Below are 18,084 nucleotides of genomic sequence, written 5' to 3'. Positions count from 1 at the left end.
TCCCGTCCCCGTCGGCTCAGGCCCGACGCGCCTCGATCAGCTCCACGATCTCGGCCCGCTCGAAGTAGCGCGCCGTCGCCAGGCCGCTCGGCTCGCCGAGGTCCGGGTCCGCCCCGGCCTCGAGCAGCGCCGTCGCCACTTCGGTCAAACCCTTGAAGGCGGCGCCGGCGAGCGGGGACTGGCCGCGGTCGTTGAGCAGGTCCACGTCGGCGCCGCGGGCGGCGAGCTCGCTCACCAGCGCGGCGTGCCCGTGATAGGCGGCGAGCATGAGGGGGGAGTTCCCGGAGGCGTCGCGCAGGTTCGCCGGCGCGCCGTTGTCGAGGAAGGCGCGCACGGTCTCGGCGTCGCCCTTCCGGGCGGCGTCGAGCAGGGTGTTGGCGAGCTCGATGAGCTCGGGATCCAGGGAGTCGTCGGTCATCGCCCCAGCGTATTACGCGGGGCCGACGAGCAGCTCGGCGATCAGCGGCCACACCAGCAGCCCCGCCGCGATCAGGACCCCCAGCAGGTCCGCGGGTCCGACGGGGCTCGGCGCCGCCCAGGTGCGGTGCGTCGCGGTCGCGAAGCCGCGGGAGTCCATCGCCAGGGCCTGCTGCTCGGCGCCGCGCAGCGTGTCCACGAGCAGGGCGAGGGTGGCGCCCGCGAGCACCCGGGGGGAGCGGGGACCGCCGAGGCCGCGGCGAGTGCGTGCCTCGAGGATCGCAGCCCACTGCCGGCCCAGATGCCCTACCCGCACCAGCGCGATCACGGAGGCGGCGACGGGCCGTCCGGGCAGGTGCAGGCGCTGGCCGAGCGCGTCCCCGAGCGGGGTGGGGCGCACGGAGGCGAGGGCCAGCACCCCGGGGGCGACGAAGGCGGTGATCCGCGCGGCCTCCTTGAGGCCGACGAGCCATGCCTCCCCGGACAGCGCCGGCGCCTCGCCCAGCAGCGCCGTGGTCCAGGCGAGCCCCGCCGCGGAGAGCACGATCGGGAGCAGGCGCAGGGCCGCGCCGCGCAGGCTCCGCACCGCCAGCGGGGCGAGCAGCACGGTCGGGGCGAGGGCGAGCAGCCCGCCCTGCCAGCTCTGCACGGCGAAGGAGCCGATCGCGGCGAGGATCCCGATCAGGCTCAGCGTCAGCGGGTTCAGCGCGTCGGCCGGGACCCGGCGGGGCGCGGGCGTGGGGACCGCGTCCGGTGCCGGGGCGGGCAGGTCGTGGCGCGCGTCGGCCGCGGCGACGAGGAGCTCGTCGTGGCTCGCGGCGAGCACCGCCGTGCCGCGGGCCCTCGCCTCGCGCAGCAGCTCCAGCACCTCGCGGCGCCGCCGGGCGTCCAGGCCCACGGTCGGCTCGTCGAGCACGAGCAGGCCGGGCCGCTGGGCGAGGGCCGCGACGATCGCGAGACGGCGCTGTTCGCCGCCGGAGAGGCGGTGGGGGTGGGCGCCGGCGAGCGGGGCCAGGCCCGCCCGCTGAAGGAGCTCGTCCGCGAGGTCCTCGTCCGTGGCCCAGGGGGAGGCGAGGACCTCCTCCCGCACGGTCGTCGCGACGAAGGAGTGCTCGGGGTCCTGGGGGACGAGGGCGATTTGGGAGGGCTCGGGGCGGGACACGGCGCCCGCTCCCGGCTCCGTCGCGCCGACGAGGACGCGCAGGAGGGAGGTCTTGCCCGCACCGGACGGGCCGGTCAGCGCGGTCAGCCGCCCAGCGCGCAGCTCGAGGTCCTGCGGTGCGGTGAGTCCCCGGGCGGGCACGGTGACGCCGCGCAGCGCGGCGACGGTCTCGCCGGGCCCGACAGGGCCCGGTGCCTCCTCGGCGGCGGCCTCCTCCTCGAGCACTCCCGCCTCGATCAGCACCTCGCGACGGTGGGAGAGGAGCTGGTCCGGATGCCCGTCGGCGAGCACCCGGGCGCGGGAGCCGAGCACGATCAGCCGGTCCACGTGCGGCAGCCAGGGCCCGATCCGGTGCTCGGCGACGACGAGGGTGCGGCGGCCCGTGACCGCGAGGATCGCCCGGCGCACCTCCTCGGCCGTCGGGGCATCGAGCATGGAGGTCGGCTCATCCAGGAGCAGCAGGTCGGGGCGCAGGGCCAGCGCGCCGGCCAGCGCGATCCGCTGCTGCTGGCCGCCCGAGGCGTCCAGCGGCGCCCGTTCGGGGTCGAGGTCGACTCGCGCTGCCTCGAGCGCCCGGGCGGCGCGCTCGGTGAGCTCCGGCCGGGGCAGTCCCGCGTTCTCCGGTCCGAAGGCGGCGTCGCGGGCGACGGTCGCGCCGACGAGGGCGTGCACCGGGTTCTGCAGCAGCAGGCCCCGCTCCCCGGGCCGGCTGGGCGCGGGGACGAGCCCCTCGCCGTCCCCGTCCTCGGGGTCCAGCAGCCCGGCCAGCGCCCGCAGCACGGTCGACTTCCCACTGCCGCTCGCCCCGGCCAGCAGCACTCGCTGCCCGGGCGGGATCTCGACGTCGAGCCCCTCGATGGTCGGCTCGCGCCGGCTGAGCGGCCGCCAGCGCAGCCGGTCGACGTGCACGGGCGCCGCCGGGACGGTCCCGGTGCTCAGGCCTCCACCGCGCGGGCCGCCTCCCGGCCGGAGGCCAGGGAGTCCACCGCGCCGGTCGCGATCAGCGCCCGGCTCGCCGCCCAGCCCAGCACCCCGCACAGCAGCGCCCCCGAGAGCAGGAAGAAGGCGAGCATCGTGCCGGAGAAGGCCCAGCTCATCTCCTGGTAGTAGGCGACCTTCTCCCATCCCCATTCGAGCAAGGCAGAGAGCACGCCGCCGAGCACCGCCACGGGCAGGGTGAAGCGCCGGTAGCGGGTGAGCAGGAAGGCGAGCTCGACTCCACCGCCCTGCATGAGACCGGACACGGCGGTGCCCCAGCCCCACTGGCTGCCCAGCAGCATCGAGAGCACGGCGGCGACCATCTCCGCGAGCAGGGCGGCGCCGGGCTTGCGCACCAGCAGCGCGGCGAGCACGGCCGGCAGGAACCAGATCCCCGCCAGCAGCCCCTCGGCAGGCTTGAACGCCGCGGTCAGCGGGCCGATCAGGGTGTAGAGCTGGCCGTAGCCGAGGAAGGCGACCCCGAAGGCCGCCCCGATCAGCACGGTCACCAGCAGATCGACGGTGCGATAACGGGTCATCACGTCTCCTCCCAGGTCCTGGAAGGGGCGCGGAGCACCGGCGGTGCTCCACGGAAATCCCGACTCCCTACGCCGGTGCGAGCCGGATCAGGTTCGAGGGTCTGCGCCGTCGGCGCACTCTCAGCACCGGACGGTGCTCCCCTGTCAGTGGATGACGAGCAGACAGTCTAGCCCAGGAGCACGCTCAGCGGCGGGCACGGATGGCCTGGTCGATCGCATCGGCGGCCGCCTGGGGGTCGACGGGGGAGAGGATGTAGCAGGTGTCCTTCGTCCCGATGATCTCCACGCTCGTGCCCGGCCGGGTGACCAGCATCCGATAGGGTCGCTGCTGCTCGGCGAGGGTGAAGATCTTCCGCCGGCCGACGGGGGTGAGCTCCTCGGGCTTCGGGGTCATCGCCCTCCCGCGCCGCCAGCCGTAGCCGCCGAGGGCGACGCCCACGGTGCCGGTGGGAATCTCCCGCAGCTGCACGGTGCGGAAGTCCTCGATCGGCCAGACCCGGCGGGGGAGGAAGCCGCCGAGGCTGACGGTGACCCCGTGCTCGTCGACCACGAAGCGGGTGGCCTGGCCCATCCACGTCCACAGCGCCAGCAGCGCGAAGGCGGCGAGCACCGCGATCGCACCCGGAGCCGATCCGCGCTGCAGCAGCAGGCCCGACACGATCAGGCCCGCCACCACGGTGACGACGACGCGGGTCCAGCCCACGGAGGAGGGCACCGTCCGCCCGACGTGGAAGGGCGCATCGGGCCTCACCAGATGCTCACCCGCTCCTCGGGAGCGCGGTACATGCCATCGCCCTCGCGCACGTCGAAGGCCTCATGGAACTCGTCGAGGTGCCCGGCGACCGTGTTGCAGCGGAACTCCATCGGCGCGTGGAGGTCCACGGCCAGGCGGCGGATCGCCTCCTGGGGCCGGTTCCGGCCCCGCCACACGGTCGCCCAGGACCAGAACACGCGCTGCAGGCCGGTGAGCCCGTCGAGCTCGGCCGCGGCCTGCTCCTCGGAGCGGCTGGCGAGATAGGCCTTGACCGCGATGGAGAGCCCGCCGAGGTCGCCGATGTTCTCGCCGATGGTGAGGGCGCCGTTGACGCGGTGGGAGTCGTCGAGCTCGCGCGGGGAGAGCTCCGAGTACTGCGCGATGAGACGGGCGGCGCGGGCGTCGAAGGCCTCGCGATCCTCCGCCGTCCACCAGGAGACGAGGTTGCCGTCCCCGTCGTACTTCGAGCCCTGGTCGTCGAAGCCGTGGCCGACCTCGTGGCCGATCACCGCGCCGATCCCGCCGAAGTTCACGGCGTCGTCGGCCTCCGCGTCGAAGAACGGGGGCTGGAGGATCGCGGCGGGGAAGACGATCTCGTTCCGGCCGGGGTTGTAGTAGGCGTTGACCGTCTGCGGGGTCATGTGCCACTCGGTCTCGTCCATCGGCCCGCCGACCTTCGAGAACTCGAAGTCCGCCTCGAAACGACGGGAGGCGCGGACGGACGCGACGAGGTCGCCGGGGACGAGCTCGAGGCCGTCGTAGTCGCGCCACTTCTCCGGGTACCCGATCTTCGGGGTGAACCTCTCGAGCTTCGCGAGCGCCTTCTCGCGGGTGGCCGGGGTCATCCAGTCCAACGAGCTGATCGAGTCGCGGTAGGCGTCCATCAGGGCGTCGACCAGCGCGGTCATACGCTCCTTGTGGACGGCGGGGAAGTGGCGGGTGACGTACTCGCGGCCGACGGCGAAGCCGACCGCGCCCTCGACCAGGGCCACGCCCCGCTTCCACCGCTCCTTCAGCTCCTCCGCACCGGAGAGGACGCGACCGGAGAAGTCGAAGTCCTCCTCGACCAGCGCGGCGGGGAGATAGGGGGCGTAGGAGGAGACGGTGTGCAGGGCGAGCCAGGTGCGCAGCACGGCGAGGTCCTCGCCGGCCAGCAGCTCCGCGGCGGCGGAGACGAACTCGGGCTGGCCGACGGAGACCACGTCGAAGGCCGTGGCCGGTGCGCCGGTGCCCTCGATGAACGCGTCCCAGGGGAAGGCGGGGGCGAGCTCGCGGCGCTGCGCGGCGTCCATGGGGTTGTCGGACTTCTCCCGGTCGCGCAGGCGGACCACGTCGACGTGGCAGGCGGCCAGGCGGGTCTCGAAGTCGAGCACGGCGTGGGCGAGCTCCTCGGGGCCGCCGGCGGCGAGCCCCGCACGGCCGGGCAGCTCGGCGAGGCGGGCGAGGTTCGCCAGGTGCGCGGCATAGGCCTCGCGGGTCTCGGCGTGGTGCTCCTCGCGGTAGTAGGACTCGTCGGGCAGGCCGAGGCCTCCCTGATGGATCTTGACCTGGTACTGGGAGGAGTCGTGGTCGTCGGTCCACACATAGGCGAGCACCGCCGAGGCCCCCGAGTCGGGCGCCGCCATCCGGCGCACGAGGCCCTCGAGGTCCCGGGTCGCCCCGATCTCGTCGAGCAGGCCGGCGAGGCCGGACAGGCCGGCGGCCTCGATCGCCTCGGTGTCCATGAACATGCGGTGCAGCATGCCGATCCGGGCGTGGTCGGTGGTCGGGACCGGCAGGGTCCCCGCCGCGTCCGCGGTGCGCGCGACATCGTCGGCCGCCTCCTCGACGATCTCCCGCACCCGCTCCTCGGACAGGTCGCGCAGCGCGTGGAAGGCGCCGTCGCTGGACCGGTCGGCGGGCATCACGTGCTCGGCGAGCCAGCGGCCGTTGACGTGGCCGAAGAGGTCGTCCTGGGGGCGGGCGGCGGCGTCGACCTGCTCGAGGTCGAGTCCGGAGGGGAGGGCAGCGGTCATCATCGGCTCCTGCGGGGGTGGTGGGGTCGGTCGGTCAGAGGCTCAGCAGTCCGAGCACGGCCAGGGCGAAGGTCAGCGCACCGAGGGCGACGGGCATGTACGCCCAGGGGGTGCGGGAGCGCTCCGCCGGCGGCCTGCGCTGGAGGACGAGGGTCGACAGCCCGGCGCCGATCGAGAGCACGGCGGTGCCGATGGCGAGGACGGGCGAGAGGATCACGAGCACGGTCGCGCCGAGCTGGAACATCACGGTGCCGAGCACGTCCAGCAGGCGCATCACGACGGCCTCACGGGCGCCGACGCGCTGGGAGAGCAGGGTCGAGATCGCCTCCTCGGACCAGTCGCCGGGCTCGGCGATGCGGCGCCGGGTCGCGATGGTCTGCGCGGTCGCCAGCACGATCCACACCAGCGCGCAGCCGGCGCCCACCCACACTCCGAGCTCGGAGCGGATGTCGGCCGGCCACAGCACGAGAGCGAGCAGCACCGCGGCGATGCGCAGCACCTCCTCGAGCACGCTGCGCACCGCGACCAGCCCCGGGTTCACGGCGAGCTGGCGGCGGGTGCGGGCGACGAAGAGGCTCGTCGCAACGAGGGAGACGAGCTGCAGGGCGCCCAGCCCGATGCCCAGCAGCAGCGGCACCGGCGTGGTGGGGGCGAAGGGCAGGATCGCCACCAGCATCACGATCGCGAGGGCGGGGATCAGCAGGGCCTGGATCGACAGGCCCTTGACGAGGTCCCGGACGAGATCCGCCCCGGTGGGGGGATGGTCATGACCGGTGTGGTCATGGGGATCGTGGGGGTCGTCGCAGTGCGGGCGGGGCTCCGCGGGGGTGTCGGTCATGGGGCTCCTTCTCGGTCCCCACCAGGGTAACGGGGCTCGGCCCGGGGCTGACCTGTGGAACCATGGGTTCGTGAGGACCCACGAGAAGCTTTCCCAGGCCCCCGGGCTGACCGCGGCGCAGCGGCAGCGGGCGGTCGGCGCCGTCGTGGCCGCGGCGACCGGGGACGCGCTCGGAGCGCCCTACGAGTTCCAGGCCCCCGTCGTCGACTCCGAGGAGATCGACATGATCGGCGGCGGCGTGCTCGGCTGGCAGCCGGGGGAGTGGACCGACGACACCTCGATGGCGATCGTCGTGCTCGAAGCCGCTCTAGCCGCCTCGGACCACCATGACCTGCGGCTCGAGTCCGCGCAGGACCACATCGCGCGCGAGTGGTACTCGTGGTCGTTGGGCACGCCGGACATCGGGAACCTCACCTCCCACGTGCTGCGCTCCGCGGCGGACATCGGCCGCGCGGCCGGCCACTACGCGCCCCGCGCGGTCGACTTCCGGGCCGCGGCCGCGAAGGCGCACGAGGACCACCCGACCTCCGCGGGCAACGGCTCCCTGATGCGCGCCCACGCCTCGGTGCTGCCCTATCTGCTCTCCCCGGACGCGGACGCGGCCGAGGCGATCGCCTCGGTGTGCCGCTTGACACACGTGCATCCGGACACGATCGAGGCCTGCATCCTGTGGGGCTTCGCCGTGCGCCACGCGATCCTCACCGGCGAGCTCGACGTGCGCGTCGGCCTCGACCAGCTCGAGCCCGAGCGCCGCACGATCTGGCAGGACCGGATCGAGGAGGCGGAGGAGTCGACCCCGGTCATGTTCCGACGCAACGGCTGGGTCGTCGGCGCCTTCCAGGCGGCGTGGGCGGCGATCGCCGGCGTCGGCCCGATCCCCGAGGGGAAGTTCGCCCAGCGCGACGCACTGGTCGCGGCGCTCGAGGCCGCGGCCCGGGCCGGCTACGACACCGACACCGTCGCCTGCATCACCGGCTCCCTGATGGGGGCGGCGCTCGGCCACAAGGCCGTCCCGCCCGAGTGGCGACGGGTCCTGTTCGGCTGGCCCGGCTACGAGGTCGAGGAGCTCACGAACCTCGTCGAGCGGGTGATCGCCCCGCAGGTGGCCGAGGAGCCGTGCCCGTGAGCGCCGCCCGGGTCGGTGCGGGGCGCGGCGGCCGGGACCTGCGGATCCTGTCCTGGAACCTGTGGGAGCTGCGCGGCGACCTGCACGCGCTGATCGAGGCGGTCGAGGATCTCGACCCCGACCTGCTGCTGGTCCAGGAGGCGCCCCGCTTCGTGCTGCCCACGACGCGGCTGGCCTGGTTCGCCCGGCGCATCGGCCGAAGGGTCCTGGTCGGCGGGCTCGGCGGGCGGGGCCTCGCGATCCTCGCGACCGAGGACGTCGCCGCGCAGGTGATCCGCCGCGGCATGCACCCGGTCGCGCAGAGCGTCACGGACCTGAACTCCACCTACCCGCGCGGGGTCGCCGCGGTGCGGCTGTCGGTGCCCGGCGGCGGCGAGGTCGTCGTCTCCTCGCTCCACTTCGCGCTCCAGGAGGACAACCGTCTGCGCCATGCCGAGCACGTCGCGGCGCTGGTGCGCGGGGCGGGGGCGCCGGTGATCGTCGGCGGCGACCTCAACGAGACCGCCGACGGCGCGGCGCGGCGTCTGCTCGATCCGCTGCTGCGGGACCCTGCCGGGCAGTCCGAGCACACCTTCCCGGCGGCCGGACCGGTGCGCCGGATCGACGCGATCCTCGTCGGCGAGGGCGTGCAGGTGCGCGGCGCACGGGCCGTCCGCTCCACCGCGCGGGTCGGCGAGGAGCGGCTCTCGGGCGCCAGCGATCACCTGCCGACGCTGCTGGACGTCAGCCTCTGACGCCCCTGAGCGGGGTGCTCAGCCCCGGAGCCCGGTGCGCAGGGCGACCGTGTCGTCCTGCCCGCCGACGTGCCGGATCGCGAACCCGCCCTCGACCGGTCCGCGCAGCGTGAGCTGGGTCCGGTAGGAGTCCACCGCCCGCTCCACCGCGTCCGCGGTCTGCGGGAGATCGCGCACCACGGTGCCCGGTGCCGCGGCGTCGCTCGCGATCTGCACCAGCGGCACACCGGTCCGCTCGGCCGCGGCGACGGCGACGTGGTGGGCGCGCACATGGTCGGGATGCCCGTAGGTGCCCTCGTCGTCATAGCCGATCAGCACGTCCGGACGGGACTGCTCGACGAGGGCGACGAGGTCGTCCGTGGCCTGCTCGAGCGGGGCGAGGGAGAAGCTGTCGGGGCCGGCGTCGGCGGAGGGGCCGGCGAGCCCCTCGCGCACCCAGGCCATGCCCGAGTCGCGGTAGCGGCGCGGGGCCGCGCCGGCCGCGAGAGCAGGAGCGGTGCCCAGCCAGTGCCGTTCGGCGATCCCGAGCGCGGCGGTCGCGGCATCGATCTCCTGCTCCCGGATCTCCTCCAGGGGGCGCTCGTCCCCGTCGGCGACGGCGCCGGGGACGACCTCGCCCTCCTCGCCGCGGGTCGCGGTGACGAGCACGACGCGGGTGCCGTCGGCGGTGAGCGCGGCGAGCAGCGCGCCGGTGGAGAGCGACTCGTCGTCGGGATGGGCGTGGACGGCGAGCACGGTGCGTGCGGTCCCGAGCAGCTGCCAGGGGTCGGTGCTCATGCGCGCTCCTCCACGAGACGGGTGTACTGGGAGGCGAGCGCCTCGGCGGTCGCCTCCCAGGTGCGGGAGGCGGCGAACTCGCGGGCGGCGCTGACCGCCACCGCGTAGCGGTCCTCGTCGTCGAGGAGCGCCTCGAGGGTCTCGGCCCAGACGTCGGGATCGCGGCTGCCCTGCACCAGGCCGTCGGGCGCGACGGCCTCCCGCACCCCGCCGGCCGCGCGCCAGGCCAGGACGGGGGTGCCGCTGGCCTGCGCCTCGAGGGCGACGAGACCGAAGGTCTCCGACCAGCTGGTCAGCAGCAGCGCGCCGGCGCAGCGCATCGCCTCGGCGAGCTGATCGCGGTCCAGGGTGCCGACCATCTCGACCCGGTCCTCGACGCCGAGCTCCTTCGCCAGCGCCCGCAGCGACTCGAGGTACTCGGCGAAGGCGGGGGCGGCGGAGCCGGCCAGCACGAGCCGCGCGCCCCGTGCGGGGTCGAGCCGGGCGAGGACCTCGAGCGCCAGGTCGGGGCCCTTCAGCGGCTCGATCCGCGCGGTGAACAGGAGGGTGGGGCGGTGGCGCCGGGCCTGCACGTCCTCGCAGGGGTGGAAGCGTTCCACGTCCACGCCGGGGCGGACCACGGCGAGGCGCTCGCCGGGGACGCCGTAGCGCTCCACGACGGTGCGCGCCTCCGCGTCGGAAACGGCGATGACCAGGTCGGAGCCGGTCGCGGCGAACTGCTCGCCGGGGATGCGGCCCTCGGACTCCGCCGGCTCCCCGGCCTCGAGCGTCGAGGAGCCCTCGGGCGCCGCGACCGAGTGGAAGGACTGCAGGTGGGGGAGGTCGAGCTCCCGCGCGAGGGGCAGGGCGGAGACGCCGCTGAACCAGTGGTGGGAGTGGACGAGGGAGTACTCGCCGCCCGCGAGGTGCGGCCGCAGCTGCTCGCGGAAGGGCCGGATCATCGCGTCCATGTCGCCCTTGGCGACGGGGGCGGCGGGCCCGGCGTCGAGGTGCAGCAGGCGCACCCCGTCGGCGACCTCGACCACGGCCGGGGCGTCGGGGTCGGAGCGTCGGGTGAAGAGGTCGACGCGATGGCCCAGCCGGGCGAGGGCGAGGGACTGCTCGAGCACCACGACGTTCATGCCGCCCGCGTCCGCGCCTCCGGGCTCGGTGAGCGGTGAGGTGTGCAGGCAGACCGCGGCGATCCGCAGGGAGGTGGCCGTCATCCCGCCATCCTAGAGGGGCCGCGCGGCGGCGCTCCGAGGGGCCGCTGTTCGCCCGTGACGAAATAGGACGCGGCCTGGGTCACGGGAAGTTGAACCGGGAATCAGCATGGTGGAGCCTGACAGACATGGACACGGCGGAGAAGGTTGACTGGGCGGCGCTGAACGCCCACGCCGCGGGCCGTCCCGCCCGTCGGCTCGTGGGGAAGGCGATCTCTGCGGCCGGAGGTGACCGCCGTCCCGGGGTCGTGCTCGATCTGGGGGCCGGCGCCGGTGCCGACTCCCTCCAGTTCGCCCGGCGCGGCTGGCAGGTCCATGCCTACGACAGCGACGACACCCTCGCTGCCCGCCTGGTGGAGAACGAGCGCATGAGCGGCTCGGTGACCTTCCACCACACCGACATCCAGGACGTGGCGGAGTTCCCGTCCGCGCAGATCGTCTACTCGACCTACACCCTGGGCCTGCTCGGCCCGGAGGCGCTGCCGGAGGTGTGGGCGAAGCTCGTCGGCGCCCTCCCGCGCGGCGGGGTGATGGCGGTGGACTTCTTCGGCCCCCACGACTCCTGGGCGGAGCTGCCCGATGTCGCCACGCTCCCGCTCCACGAGATCGACGCGATGTTCCGCGATTTCCACGTGATCGACCGCTCGGTGCGGGACGAGGACGGCCGCTTCCTCGCGGAGAAGAAGCACTGGCACGTCATCACGACGCTGGCCCGGAAGGTGCGCTGAGCCGGGATCCAGTCGGTCCGTCGGCCGTCAGCGCGAGCGTAGGCGGCGGGGCGGCGGGAGTCACGGAGTTCCTGCATCGCCGCCGAGCGGGGAGCCCCCGTCCTCCGTCGGGGCGGAGTCGTCCCCAGAGGTATGAGAGGACCCTTCGGCGCGGAGGGGCGGAGGGACCACGCTCGGCGGGGACGAGTAGCCGACGGCTCCGTGCGGGCTGATCCAGCGATGTCGGGTCGCGCCGTCGGCCCCGGCCCCGGCCCCGGCCTCCGCGTCGGCTGCCGTGACCTCCCACTGCCCGTGCTCTTTGGCCACGTTGCAGCGCACGCACAGGCCCTGGCCGTTCTCGTAGCTGGTCGGCCCGCCGCGGTGATGGGGCACGACGTGGTCGATGTGGCGGATCACCGCATTGCACCAGGGCGTGCGGCAGGTGACGTCCCGCAGACGGATCAGCCGGGAGAGCCCGACGGGGAAGGCGCGCGCCCGGGACTCCATCGCCACCAGCTCGCCCGGGCGCGGACTCGCGTACAGCCGACGGAAGACGGCGGCGGCTTCCTGGTCGGGGTGCTCGATCGAGGCGGATGGGTCCGGTGGATCGCTGGCACCGGCACCGTGTGGATCGTTGGTCCCTACGGGATCGTCGGCGTCGAACGGACCTTCCGCAGCAGGAGTCCCGCTGATGACCGGCGGATCCTCGGACCCCACCTCGTGAATCCGTCCCGGAGGCCGGCCCTGCAGGGTGTCGGTGATGACGTGGGCGGGGATCGTTCCGTAGCCCTCGAGCAGGGCGCACTCCTCCTCGTCACCGCGACCGAGCAGCGCCCTGTCGGTGATGACGATGCCGAGGTCGAGCCGTGGCCGGGAGGCGGTGGGGGTGAGGGCGGTGCGCCTGGGGGCTGCTCGCAGCACGGTATCCACCAGCAGGTCCGCCTCGAGGGCGCGTGCGGGTGTGCGGGAGCCGGCGGCGCGGAGCGACTCGGCGCGGGCCCGGAGGGTCTGCATCACGGAGGTCGCCTCGAGGCCGGGCAGCACCGCGCTGAGCCGCGCCATCCCGTCGGCCAGCGGCGTCATCGTCACGTGGCGTGCGCGTGCGGCGCGCTCGGCCCGGTCCCGTGAGCCCTCGGGCTCGAGCTGCTGGACCATGCCGCGCAGGTCGGAGGCCAGGCGCTTCCTCCCGCGTCCCTGCAGCGCCTCGGGGTCCTCGGCGATCAGTCGGTCGATCCGTGCACAGGTCTCCGGGGAGGCGCCGTCGAGCGTGGTCGTGACGGTCGAGGCCTGTTCTGCGGTGAGTCGTCCGCTGCGCAGCGCAGAGGTGGTGCCGGGTAGCTGCTGGACGAGCCGCCTCGCCGCGGCGAGGGAGTAGGAGCCGGAGGAGGGGGAGACGCGACGGGCGAGCGAGATCTCGTGGGATGCACCCTTTCCCCGGCGGGAGGCGGGGACGTCGTGCGCCTCGTCGTCGCGAGCGATCCTCTGCTCGGCCTGCACCTGCCAGATCGAGTCGATCGCGGCGAGTGCGGAGCGCAGGTGATCGAGCCCGGCGAGCACGGCGAGGGCCTCCTCGGCGCTGCCGGGGGCGGTGTCCGGCAGCGGATCGCGCGTGGACCGGGTGCGGGTGAAGGCGTGGAGGGTGGAGGTCAGCACCTCGGCGAGGACCGCGCGGGCCGACGGATCGGCGCCGAGGCCTGCGAGCTGCGCGGCGGCCCGATCCAGGACGTCGACCTCTGCAGAGCCGCCGGCCGGCTCAGAACCGCCGTCAGGCCCGGACGCGCGGGCCGACGGGGGCTCTGCGCCGGGGCGGGGTGAGTCCCCGCCGGGGCGGTCCCCGTCGTCCTGCAGTCTCGTATGATCCATGCCTCCATCGTACTTGTGTGCGATTTGTGACACCAGGCCCGGGGGGAATCCGTGGATGAATCCGACGGTCTCCTTGTAAATGTGGACAGAGCTGTGGAGAACGTGGGTGTGTGGAGGAAAGGTCGAGGTGGCCGTGTCGACGTCTGCGCGGTGAGAGTGCTGGTCATGCGTGACGTGGCGTATGGTTGTCCGCCGCGCGTGCCTCGTCGGGCTCGTCGCGTGAATGGTTCGACGTTGAGTTCTCACGCTGACCGTCAAAAATGCGTTCATCTGCCACTGTCAATACCTCGACAAGAATTGTGCACACCCCCGACTGTGGAGGAAAGGCGGGCCGCGCGAGTCGGCCGCTCGGCTATTTCCCGAGCAGCGTCAGCACCGCCGTCACCCGGCGGTGCACGCTCGCGTCGTCGCTGAGCCCCAGCTTCGCGAACAGCCGCTGGGTGTGCTTCTCGATCGCCCCGGTGCTGAGGAACAGCCGCTCGGAGATCGCGGCGTTCGTCAGTCCCTCGCCCATCAGCTCGAGCACCTCCCGCTCGCGCGGAGTGAGATCGTCCAGCGGTGAGCGACGCCGGGAGGCGATCACCTGAGCGACCACGTCGGGATCGATCGCGACCCCGCCTGCGGCGACCCGCTCGATCGACTCGAGGAAGGAGCGGATGTCGAACACCCGGTCCTTGAGCAGGTACCCGGTCGACTCGGCCCCGGATTCGATGAGCTCGGTCGCGTAGCCCACCACCACGTACTGGCTCAGCAGGACGATCGGCGCCTGCGGCCACGCCGCCCGGATCTCCTTCGCGGCCCGCAGTCCCTCGTCGCTGTGGGAGGGAGGCATGCGGATGTCGGAGATCACCAGGTCGGGCCGCAGCTCGAGCGCCCGGGCCACGAGCTCCGTGCCCGTCGCGGCGGTGCCCACCACCTCGTGCTCCGCATCCTCCAGCAGCAGGCGCAGTCCCTCGCGCAGCAGTGCCGAGTCGTCGGCGATCAGGACGCGCACGGGATCACCGCCTCGACCCGGGTGCCGTCGCCCTCGGGGGAGTGCACGCTCAGGCGGCCCTCGAGCGAGGCGACCCGTCCCGCGAGCCCGGCGAGCCCGCCGCCGGTCCGCATCTCGGCGCCGCCGCGTCCGTCGTCCTCGATCCTCACCCGCACATCCTCGCCGATCCGCGCCACCTCCACCACGACGGACCCCGCCCCGGAGTGCTTCGCGGCATTGGTCAGCGCCTCCGAGACGACGTAGTAGACGCCGATCTCGACATGCTCGGGCAGGTCCAGCTCCGGGGCCTCCACCGTCGTGGGCAGCGTGGAGATCGCCGCGAGCTCGGCGAGCGCCGCCGGCAGGCCGCGGTCCACCAGGATCGGCGGGGCGATCCCGCGCGAGAGCCGACGCAGCTCGTCGAGGGTGAGGCCCAGCTGCTCGCGCGCCTCGCGCAGCACGGCCTGTGCCCGCTCGGGATCCTTCTCGGTGAGGGACTCGATCCGGGCGAGGTCCATGGAGGCGCGCACGAGCCGCTGCTGCGGGCCGTCGTGCAGGTCCCGCTCGAGGCGGCGCAGCGCCGCGGACTCCGCCGAGCGGCCCGCGGCCCGGGAGTCCTCGGCGCGCGCCAGGCGCTGCTGCTCCTCGTGCCGCGAGCTCAGCAGCCCGCGGCCGACCCCCTGATGAAGCGCGGTCAGCCCCCGTACCACGGGGCCGACGGTGAACAGGAAGAACAGGCCCGCGAGACACTGGAGCAGGACATCGGCCGGGAGCACGTACGGTTCGGGCACGCCGAGCAGGGTGCCCAGCCCGTCGGTCTCCTCCGGCGGCAGTACGTTCTCGAGGATCAGCGTCGCCACCGGCCCGCCGACGGTCCCGATCGCCCCGAGGGTCCAGCCGATCACGAGCGGGAAGCTGATCAGGGCGAGCAGGAAGTTCACCAGCACCCACAGCGAGTCCAGCCAGCGCTGCGGATCGGTGAGCGGAGTGAGCATCCGACGCACCCACCCGGCGCCGGCGCGCGGCTGCTTCGGCAGCGGCGTGGGCAGGTGCGTGCCGAGGATCGCGGACTGCAGGGCCCGCTCGGCCGCCGCGAAGCCGCGGGCGACGAGCACCCCGCCCACCAGGATCGGCAGCCCGACCCACACCACCACCGTCGCCGCGCCCGCCGAGAGCAGGGCGATGACGAGGGAGAAGCCGATCGCGCCGAGCACCAGGGCGAGGAACGAGTAGCCGAGGAAGCGGCCGATTCGGGACGCCCAGGCGCCGACGCCCCGGGCCGGGGCGGGGGTCTCGTCGGCCGTGCGGGGCAGGGTCATCGTGGTCATGCCTCCACTCTCGGGCCGGATCGCCGGGAGGCCCATCCTGTCACCGGGACGGTCGGTGTCGGGCTGGCCCGACACCCCTGGGCATCCCTGCCCGGAGGATCAGCCCTGCTCGCAGATCTCCTTCAGCGTCCCGAGGTCGGCCCGGACAGCCGCGGCGTCCTCGTCGAACTCGGCCTCGCTCATCGAACCGCGGCGCAGAGTGAACACCACCTCGCAGCTCTCCTCCGTCAGCGTCAGCACCCGCAGCGGGTTCAGCACGGACTCGCCGGTGGGGAGGGTGACGGTGTGGTCCACCACGCCCAGCTCGTTCTCGGGGACGAAGCTGACCAGCACCCGCCCCATCGGCGAGCTCATCGACCACTGGGAGACCTCGCGCTGCACCTCGCTGCCGGCGAGGCCCGCCGCCCAGCGGGGCAGGTTCCGCGGATCGCTCACGTACTCGTACACACGACGCCAGGGGCGGTCGATCACGACGGAGAGATGGAGGGAGGGGCCGACGGGGGCAGCGGAGTCGCTCATGGGGCGACGCTAACAGCCCCTGTGTCGCGGGCGCCCTGCGCCGCCCTGAACGTCGCGCCGACCGCGTCCTCCCAGCTCGTCGCGACGAGCCCCTCCTCCCGTTCGAGACGCCCCGGCACCTGCACGCACGGCCCGTACCAGAGCCCGGAGATCCCGTGGAGCTCACGGGCGAAGGTGTTGAACGGCGCGAGCAGGGTCAGTGCTGCGCGGGGGATCGGGATCGGCCGACGGGCGGGCAGGCCCACGAGCCGGGACGCCTCCGCGATCAGCTCCCGCTGGGTGCGGGCGGGGGCGGCAGGGGCGTTCAGCACCGCATCGCCCGCGGCTCCGGTCAGGTGCTCGGCGCGGCGGGCGGCGTGGAGCATCGCCGCCGCGAGATCCGGCACGTGGGTGAGGGTGTGCGGCGCGTCGGCCCGGCCGAACAGGATCGCGCGGCGCCCGGTGAGCAGCGGCTCGATCACCATCGCGGTCGCGACCGCCGCCCCGGTGCCGACGGTGCTCGGCCCGATCAGGTCCGAGGCGATGACGCTGAGGGTGCGGGCCCGGTGTGCGCGGCGTACGGCCAGGAGCTCCACCCGGACCCGTCCCTTCTCGTCCTGCGGACTGGGCGAGGCGTCCTCCGCGAGATGCGCGGCGCCGCCCTGGTAGCCGTAGAAGGACTCGGGGAAGACGACCGGGATCCCGCGCTCGGCGGCGGCATCGAGCACGGCGAGCTCGCGGGGCGGGAGCTGCTCGCGCCAGAGCCGGGCGTCGTAGGGGGCGTGGAAGGTGGCGTGGACGGCGCCCGCGCCGTCGATCGCGGCCCCGAGCGCCGCCGGGTCGAGCACGTCCCCGGCGACGCGCCGGATCCCGGGGGAGGGGTCCTTCGCGGTGCGGCGCAGCACGGTGACGGTGTCGCCGTCCGCGAGCGCCCGCTCGATGATCGCGCGGCCGATCTGTCCTTCTCCGATGACGAGGTGATGCATGACTGCCTCCCGGAAGTGAGCACTGCTCTCTGTTCTGTCGGGGACAGTGAACACCGCTCTCGGTTCGGAGTCAAGAGCAGTGCTCTCGGAATGTGGGAGGATGCGGAGCATGAACGCCGCACCGACACCCCGCGCCCTCGCCCGGGAGCGCACCACGGCCCGCATCGTCGAGCTCGGGAACGCCCAGCTCGCCGAGAGCGGCGTCGCCGGCCTCAGCGTCCGCGAGATCGCCCGCGGCCTCGGCATGGTCTCCTCGGCGGTCTACCGCTACGTGGCCAGCCGCGACGAGCTGCTGACGCTGCTGATCGTCGATGCCTACGAGGACCTCGCCGCCGCGGTCGAGGAGCGTCTCGCGGGCGCCGGCGACGAGCCGCGCGAGCGCTTCCTCGCCCTCGGCGGGGCGATGTCGAGCTGGGCGCTCGCCGTCCCGGAGCGCTGGTCGCTGCTGTACGGCACCCCGGTCCCGGGCTACGCGGCGCCGTCGGAGACCACGAACGCGCCCGGTACGCAGGTGACCCGCGAGGTGCTCGCGATCGCGGCCGACGCGGCCCGGGGGGATCGACCGCTCGGCGAGTCGCCGGCGCTCGCCCCCTCCGTCGCCGACCTGCTCGCGCAGCACCTCGGCGAGTTCGACATCGACGCCGACGCCGCGACCGCCGCCCGCGCCGTCACGGCCTGGTCGGGACTCGTCGGCGTGATCAGCGCCCACCTGTTCGGCCAGCTCGGCCCCGATGCGGTCGCCCTCGGCGAGGGCATCCTCCGCCCCCAGATCGAGATCCTCGCGGACCTCATCACACCGCGCTGAGCGACCTGCCCGTCGCGTCCTCGTCGAGAGCGGCGAGGACCACCCGGACGATCGCGCCCGGCGTCGCGGGCTCCCGCACCCGCGCGCCCGCCGCCGACGGGGCGACCACGACCCAGCGGGGCGTGCCTCGCCTGCGCATCCGACCGATCTCGACGCTCCCGCCCCTGCGCAGCGGGATCACGAGCGCACCGCTCGGGCCGACGGCGAGGCGAGCGCCCAGCTCGGGACGCTGCGCGAGCAGGAGCGCACGGATCCGCTCGCGCTCGGCCCGCACCGCATCGGCGGGGACGGAGCGCGCAGCGGAGCGGCGCGACGGCGACATGCTCAAGAGCCTAGGAGCGGGGTGCGACAGAGGAGCGGAGCGACGCGGGCGGTCCCACCG

At 74.1% G+C, this 18,084-nt stretch carries 18 protein-coding genes and 1 riboswitch; of the genes, 4 read left to right on the top strand and 14 right to left on the bottom strand.

What is annotated here, in order from left to right:
• Positions 1–16: 16 nt before the first annotated feature.
• The 6 genes from Y09_RS16080 to Y09_RS16055 all read right to left on the bottom strand — a co-directional run bounded on the left by Y09_RS16080 (position 17) and on the right by Y09_RS16055 (position 6,703).
• Positions 17–418, bottom strand: coding sequence for an ankyrin repeat domain-containing protein (locus Y09_RS16080; RefSeq protein ID WP_053918877.1), 402 nt, complete (start codon positions 416–418; stop codon positions 17–19).
• Between the two features lie 12 nt (positions 419–430).
• On the bottom strand, positions 431–2,488 hold the full coding sequence (locus Y09_RS16075) for an ATP-binding cassette domain-containing protein (protein WP_053918876.1): 2,058 nt from the start codon (positions 2,486–2,488) through the stop codon (positions 431–433).
• A gap of 26 nt (positions 2,489–2,514) precedes the next feature.
• On the bottom strand, positions 2,515–3,096 hold the full coding sequence (locus Y09_RS16070; RefSeq protein ID WP_053918875.1) for an ECF transporter S component: 582 nt from the start codon (positions 3,094–3,096) through the stop codon (positions 2,515–2,517).
• A gap of 47 nt (positions 3,097–3,143) precedes the next feature.
• A riboswitch (TPP riboswitch) is annotated at positions 3,144–3,249 on the bottom strand.
• Positions 3,250–3,280: 31 nt separating this feature from the next.
• Positions 3,281–3,847, bottom strand: a complete 567-nt coding sequence (locus tag Y09_RS16065) for a hypothetical protein (protein WP_053918874.1) — start codon at positions 3,845–3,847, stop codon at positions 3,281–3,283.
• Positions 3,844–5,868 carry a M13 family metallopeptidase gene (locus Y09_RS16060; protein ID WP_053918873.1) on the bottom strand — a complete coding sequence of 675 codons (2,025 nt, stop codon included), beginning with the start codon at positions 5,866–5,868 and terminating at the stop codon, positions 3,844–3,846. Before Y09_RS16060 ends, Y09_RS16065 begins: the two co-directional genes overlap by 4 nt.
• A gap of 31 nt (positions 5,869–5,899) precedes the next feature.
• On the bottom strand, positions 5,900–6,703 hold the full coding sequence (locus Y09_RS16055; RefSeq protein WP_053918872.1) for a hypothetical protein: 804 nt from the start codon (positions 6,701–6,703) through the stop codon (positions 5,900–5,902).
• A gap of 70 nt (positions 6,704–6,773) precedes the next feature.
• Here Y09_RS16055 and Y09_RS16050 point away from each other — a divergent pair, with 70 nt between their 5' ends.
• Both Y09_RS16050 and Y09_RS16045 read left to right on the top strand, forming a co-directional pair.
• Complete coding sequence (locus Y09_RS16050) at positions 6,774–7,829, top strand: ADP-ribosylglycohydrolase family protein (RefSeq protein WP_053918871.1); 1,056 nt, start codon at positions 6,774–6,776, stop codon at positions 7,827–7,829.
• Positions 7,826–8,563, top strand: a complete 738-nt coding sequence (locus tag Y09_RS16045; RefSeq protein ID WP_053918895.1) for an endonuclease/exonuclease/phosphatase family protein — start codon at positions 7,826–7,828, stop codon at positions 8,561–8,563. The genes Y09_RS16050 and Y09_RS16045 overlap by 4 nt, the downstream gene beginning before the upstream one ends.
• A gap of 18 nt (positions 8,564–8,581) precedes the next feature.
• Here Y09_RS16045 and Y09_RS16040 read toward each other — a convergent pair whose 3' ends face one another.
• Both Y09_RS16040 and Y09_RS16035 read right to left on the bottom strand, forming a co-directional pair.
• A complete protein-coding gene (locus Y09_RS16040; RefSeq protein ID WP_053918870.1) occupies positions 8,582–9,340 on the bottom strand; it encodes a PIG-L deacetylase family protein in 759 nt (252 codons plus the stop codon).
• Positions 9,337–10,545 carry a glycosyltransferase gene (locus Y09_RS16035; RefSeq protein WP_053918869.1) on the bottom strand — a complete coding sequence of 403 codons (1,209 nt, stop codon included), beginning with the start codon at positions 10,543–10,545 and terminating at the stop codon, positions 9,337–9,339. Before Y09_RS16035 ends, Y09_RS16040 begins: the two co-directional genes overlap by 4 nt.
• 125 nt (positions 10,546–10,670) lie before the next feature.
• Between Y09_RS16035 and Y09_RS16030 the strand changes: the two genes are divergently transcribed.
• The gene (locus Y09_RS16030) at positions 10,671–11,270 is read left to right on the top strand and encodes a trans-aconitate 2-methyltransferase (protein WP_053918868.1); all 600 of its coding nucleotides are present in this window, start codon (positions 10,671–10,673) and stop codon (positions 11,268–11,270) included.
• Positions 11,271–11,330: 60 nt separating this feature from the next.
• Here the strand turns inward: Y09_RS16030 and Y09_RS16025 are convergent, their stop codons facing one another.
• The 5 genes from Y09_RS16025 to Y09_RS16005 all read right to left on the bottom strand — a co-directional run bounded on the left by Y09_RS16025 (position 11,331) and on the right by Y09_RS16005 (position 16,897).
• A complete protein-coding gene (locus tag Y09_RS16025) occupies positions 11,331–13,112 on the bottom strand; it encodes an HNH endonuclease (RefSeq protein WP_053918867.1) in 1,782 nt (593 codons plus the stop codon).
• Positions 13,113–13,464: 352 nt separating this feature from the next.
• Positions 13,465–14,106: a response regulator transcription factor gene (locus Y09_RS16020; RefSeq protein WP_053918866.1), complete on the bottom strand. Its 642-nt coding sequence runs from the start codon at positions 14,104–14,106 to the stop codon at positions 13,465–13,467.
• Positions 14,094–15,413, bottom strand: a complete 1,320-nt coding sequence (locus Y09_RS16015) for a sensor domain-containing protein (protein ID WP_053918865.1) — start codon at positions 15,411–15,413, stop codon at positions 14,094–14,096. The genes Y09_RS16020 and Y09_RS16015 overlap by 13 nt, the downstream gene beginning before the upstream one ends.
• Before the next feature lie 99 nt (positions 15,414–15,512).
• Positions 15,513–15,932, bottom strand: a complete 420-nt coding sequence (locus Y09_RS16010; RefSeq protein ID WP_053918864.1) for an SRPBCC family protein — start codon at positions 15,930–15,932, stop codon at positions 15,513–15,515.
• Positions 15,929–16,897, bottom strand: coding sequence for an NAD-dependent epimerase/dehydratase family protein (locus Y09_RS16005; protein ID WP_053918863.1), 969 nt, complete (start codon positions 16,895–16,897; stop codon positions 15,929–15,931). The genes Y09_RS16010 and Y09_RS16005 overlap by 4 nt, the downstream gene beginning before the upstream one ends.
• 109 nt (positions 16,898–17,006) lie before the next feature.
• On the opposite strand from Y09_RS16005, the gene Y09_RS16000 reads away from it, so the two are divergent.
• Positions 17,007–17,702, top strand: coding sequence for a TetR/AcrR family transcriptional regulator (locus Y09_RS16000; RefSeq protein ID WP_053918862.1), 696 nt, complete (start codon positions 17,007–17,009; stop codon positions 17,700–17,702).
• Here the strand turns inward: Y09_RS16000 and Y09_RS15995 are convergent.
• Positions 17,689–18,024 carry a hypothetical protein gene (locus tag Y09_RS15995; RefSeq protein ID WP_053918861.1) on the bottom strand — a complete coding sequence of 112 codons (336 nt, stop codon included), beginning with the start codon at positions 18,022–18,024 and terminating at the stop codon, positions 17,689–17,691. The two genes, Y09_RS16000 and Y09_RS15995, sit on opposite strands and share 14 nt — an antisense overlap.
• Positions 18,025–18,084: the final 60 nt, after the last annotated feature.

The sequence above is a fragment of the Brachybacterium sp. SW0106-09 genome, from assembly GCF_001293905.1.
Taxonomy (GTDB): Bacteria; Actinomycetota; Actinomycetes; order Actinomycetales; family Dermabacteraceae; genus Brachybacterium; species Brachybacterium conglomeratum.
Note: the sequence above shows the minus strand (reverse complement) of the source record. Positions and strands in the feature narration are given on the sequence as shown.

What these genes read in the sequence shown, in the direction of transcription:
- Y09_RS16080 (WP_053918877.1), bottom strand. Translation starts at nt 418, where the DNA reads ATGACCGACGACTCCCTGGATCCCGAGCTCATCGAGCTCGCCAACACC.
- Y09_RS16070 (WP_053918875.1), bottom strand. Translation starts at nt 3,096, where the DNA reads ATGACCCGTTATCGCACCGTCGATCTGCTGGTGACCGTGCTGATCGGG.
- Y09_RS16060 (WP_053918873.1), bottom strand. Translation starts at nt 5,868, where the DNA reads ATGATGACCGCTGCCCTCCCCTCCGGACTCGACCTCGAGCAGGTCGAC.
- Y09_RS16055 (WP_053918872.1), bottom strand. Translation starts at nt 6,703, where the DNA reads ATGACCGACACCCCCGCGGAGCCCCGCCCGCACTGCGACGACCCCCAC.
- Y09_RS16040 (WP_053918870.1), bottom strand. Translation starts at nt 9,340, where the DNA reads ATGAGCACCGACCCCTGGCAGCTGCTCGGGACCGCACGCACCGTGCTC.
- Y09_RS16035 (WP_053918869.1), bottom strand. Translation starts at nt 10,545, where the DNA reads ATGACGGCCACCTCCCTGCGGATCGCCGCGGTCTGCCTGCACACCTCA.
- Y09_RS16030 (WP_053918868.1), top strand. Translation starts at nt 10,671, where the DNA reads ATGGACACGGCGGAGAAGGTTGACTGGGCGGCGCTGAACGCCCACGCC.
- Y09_RS16025 (WP_053918867.1), bottom strand. Translation starts at nt 13,112, where the DNA reads ATGGATCATACGAGACTGCAGGACGACGGGGACCGCCCCGGCGGGGAC.
- Y09_RS16015 (WP_053918865.1), bottom strand. Translation starts at nt 15,413, where the DNA reads ATGACCACGATGACCCTGCCCCGCACGGCCGACGAGACCCCCGCCCCG.
- Y09_RS16010 (WP_053918864.1), bottom strand. Translation starts at nt 15,932, where the DNA reads ATGAGCGACTCCGCTGCCCCCGTCGGCCCCTCCCTCCATCTCTCCGTC.
- Y09_RS16005 (WP_053918863.1), bottom strand. Translation starts at nt 16,897, where the DNA reads ATGCATCACCTCGTCATCGGAGAAGGACAGATCGGCCGCGCGATCATC.
- Y09_RS16000 (WP_053918862.1), top strand. Translation starts at nt 17,007, where the DNA reads ATGAACGCCGCACCGACACCCCGCGCCCTCGCCCGGGAGCGCACCACG.
- Y09_RS15995 (WP_053918861.1), bottom strand. Translation starts at nt 18,024, where the DNA reads ATGTCGCCGTCGCGCCGCTCCGCTGCGCGCTCCGTCCCCGCCGATGCG.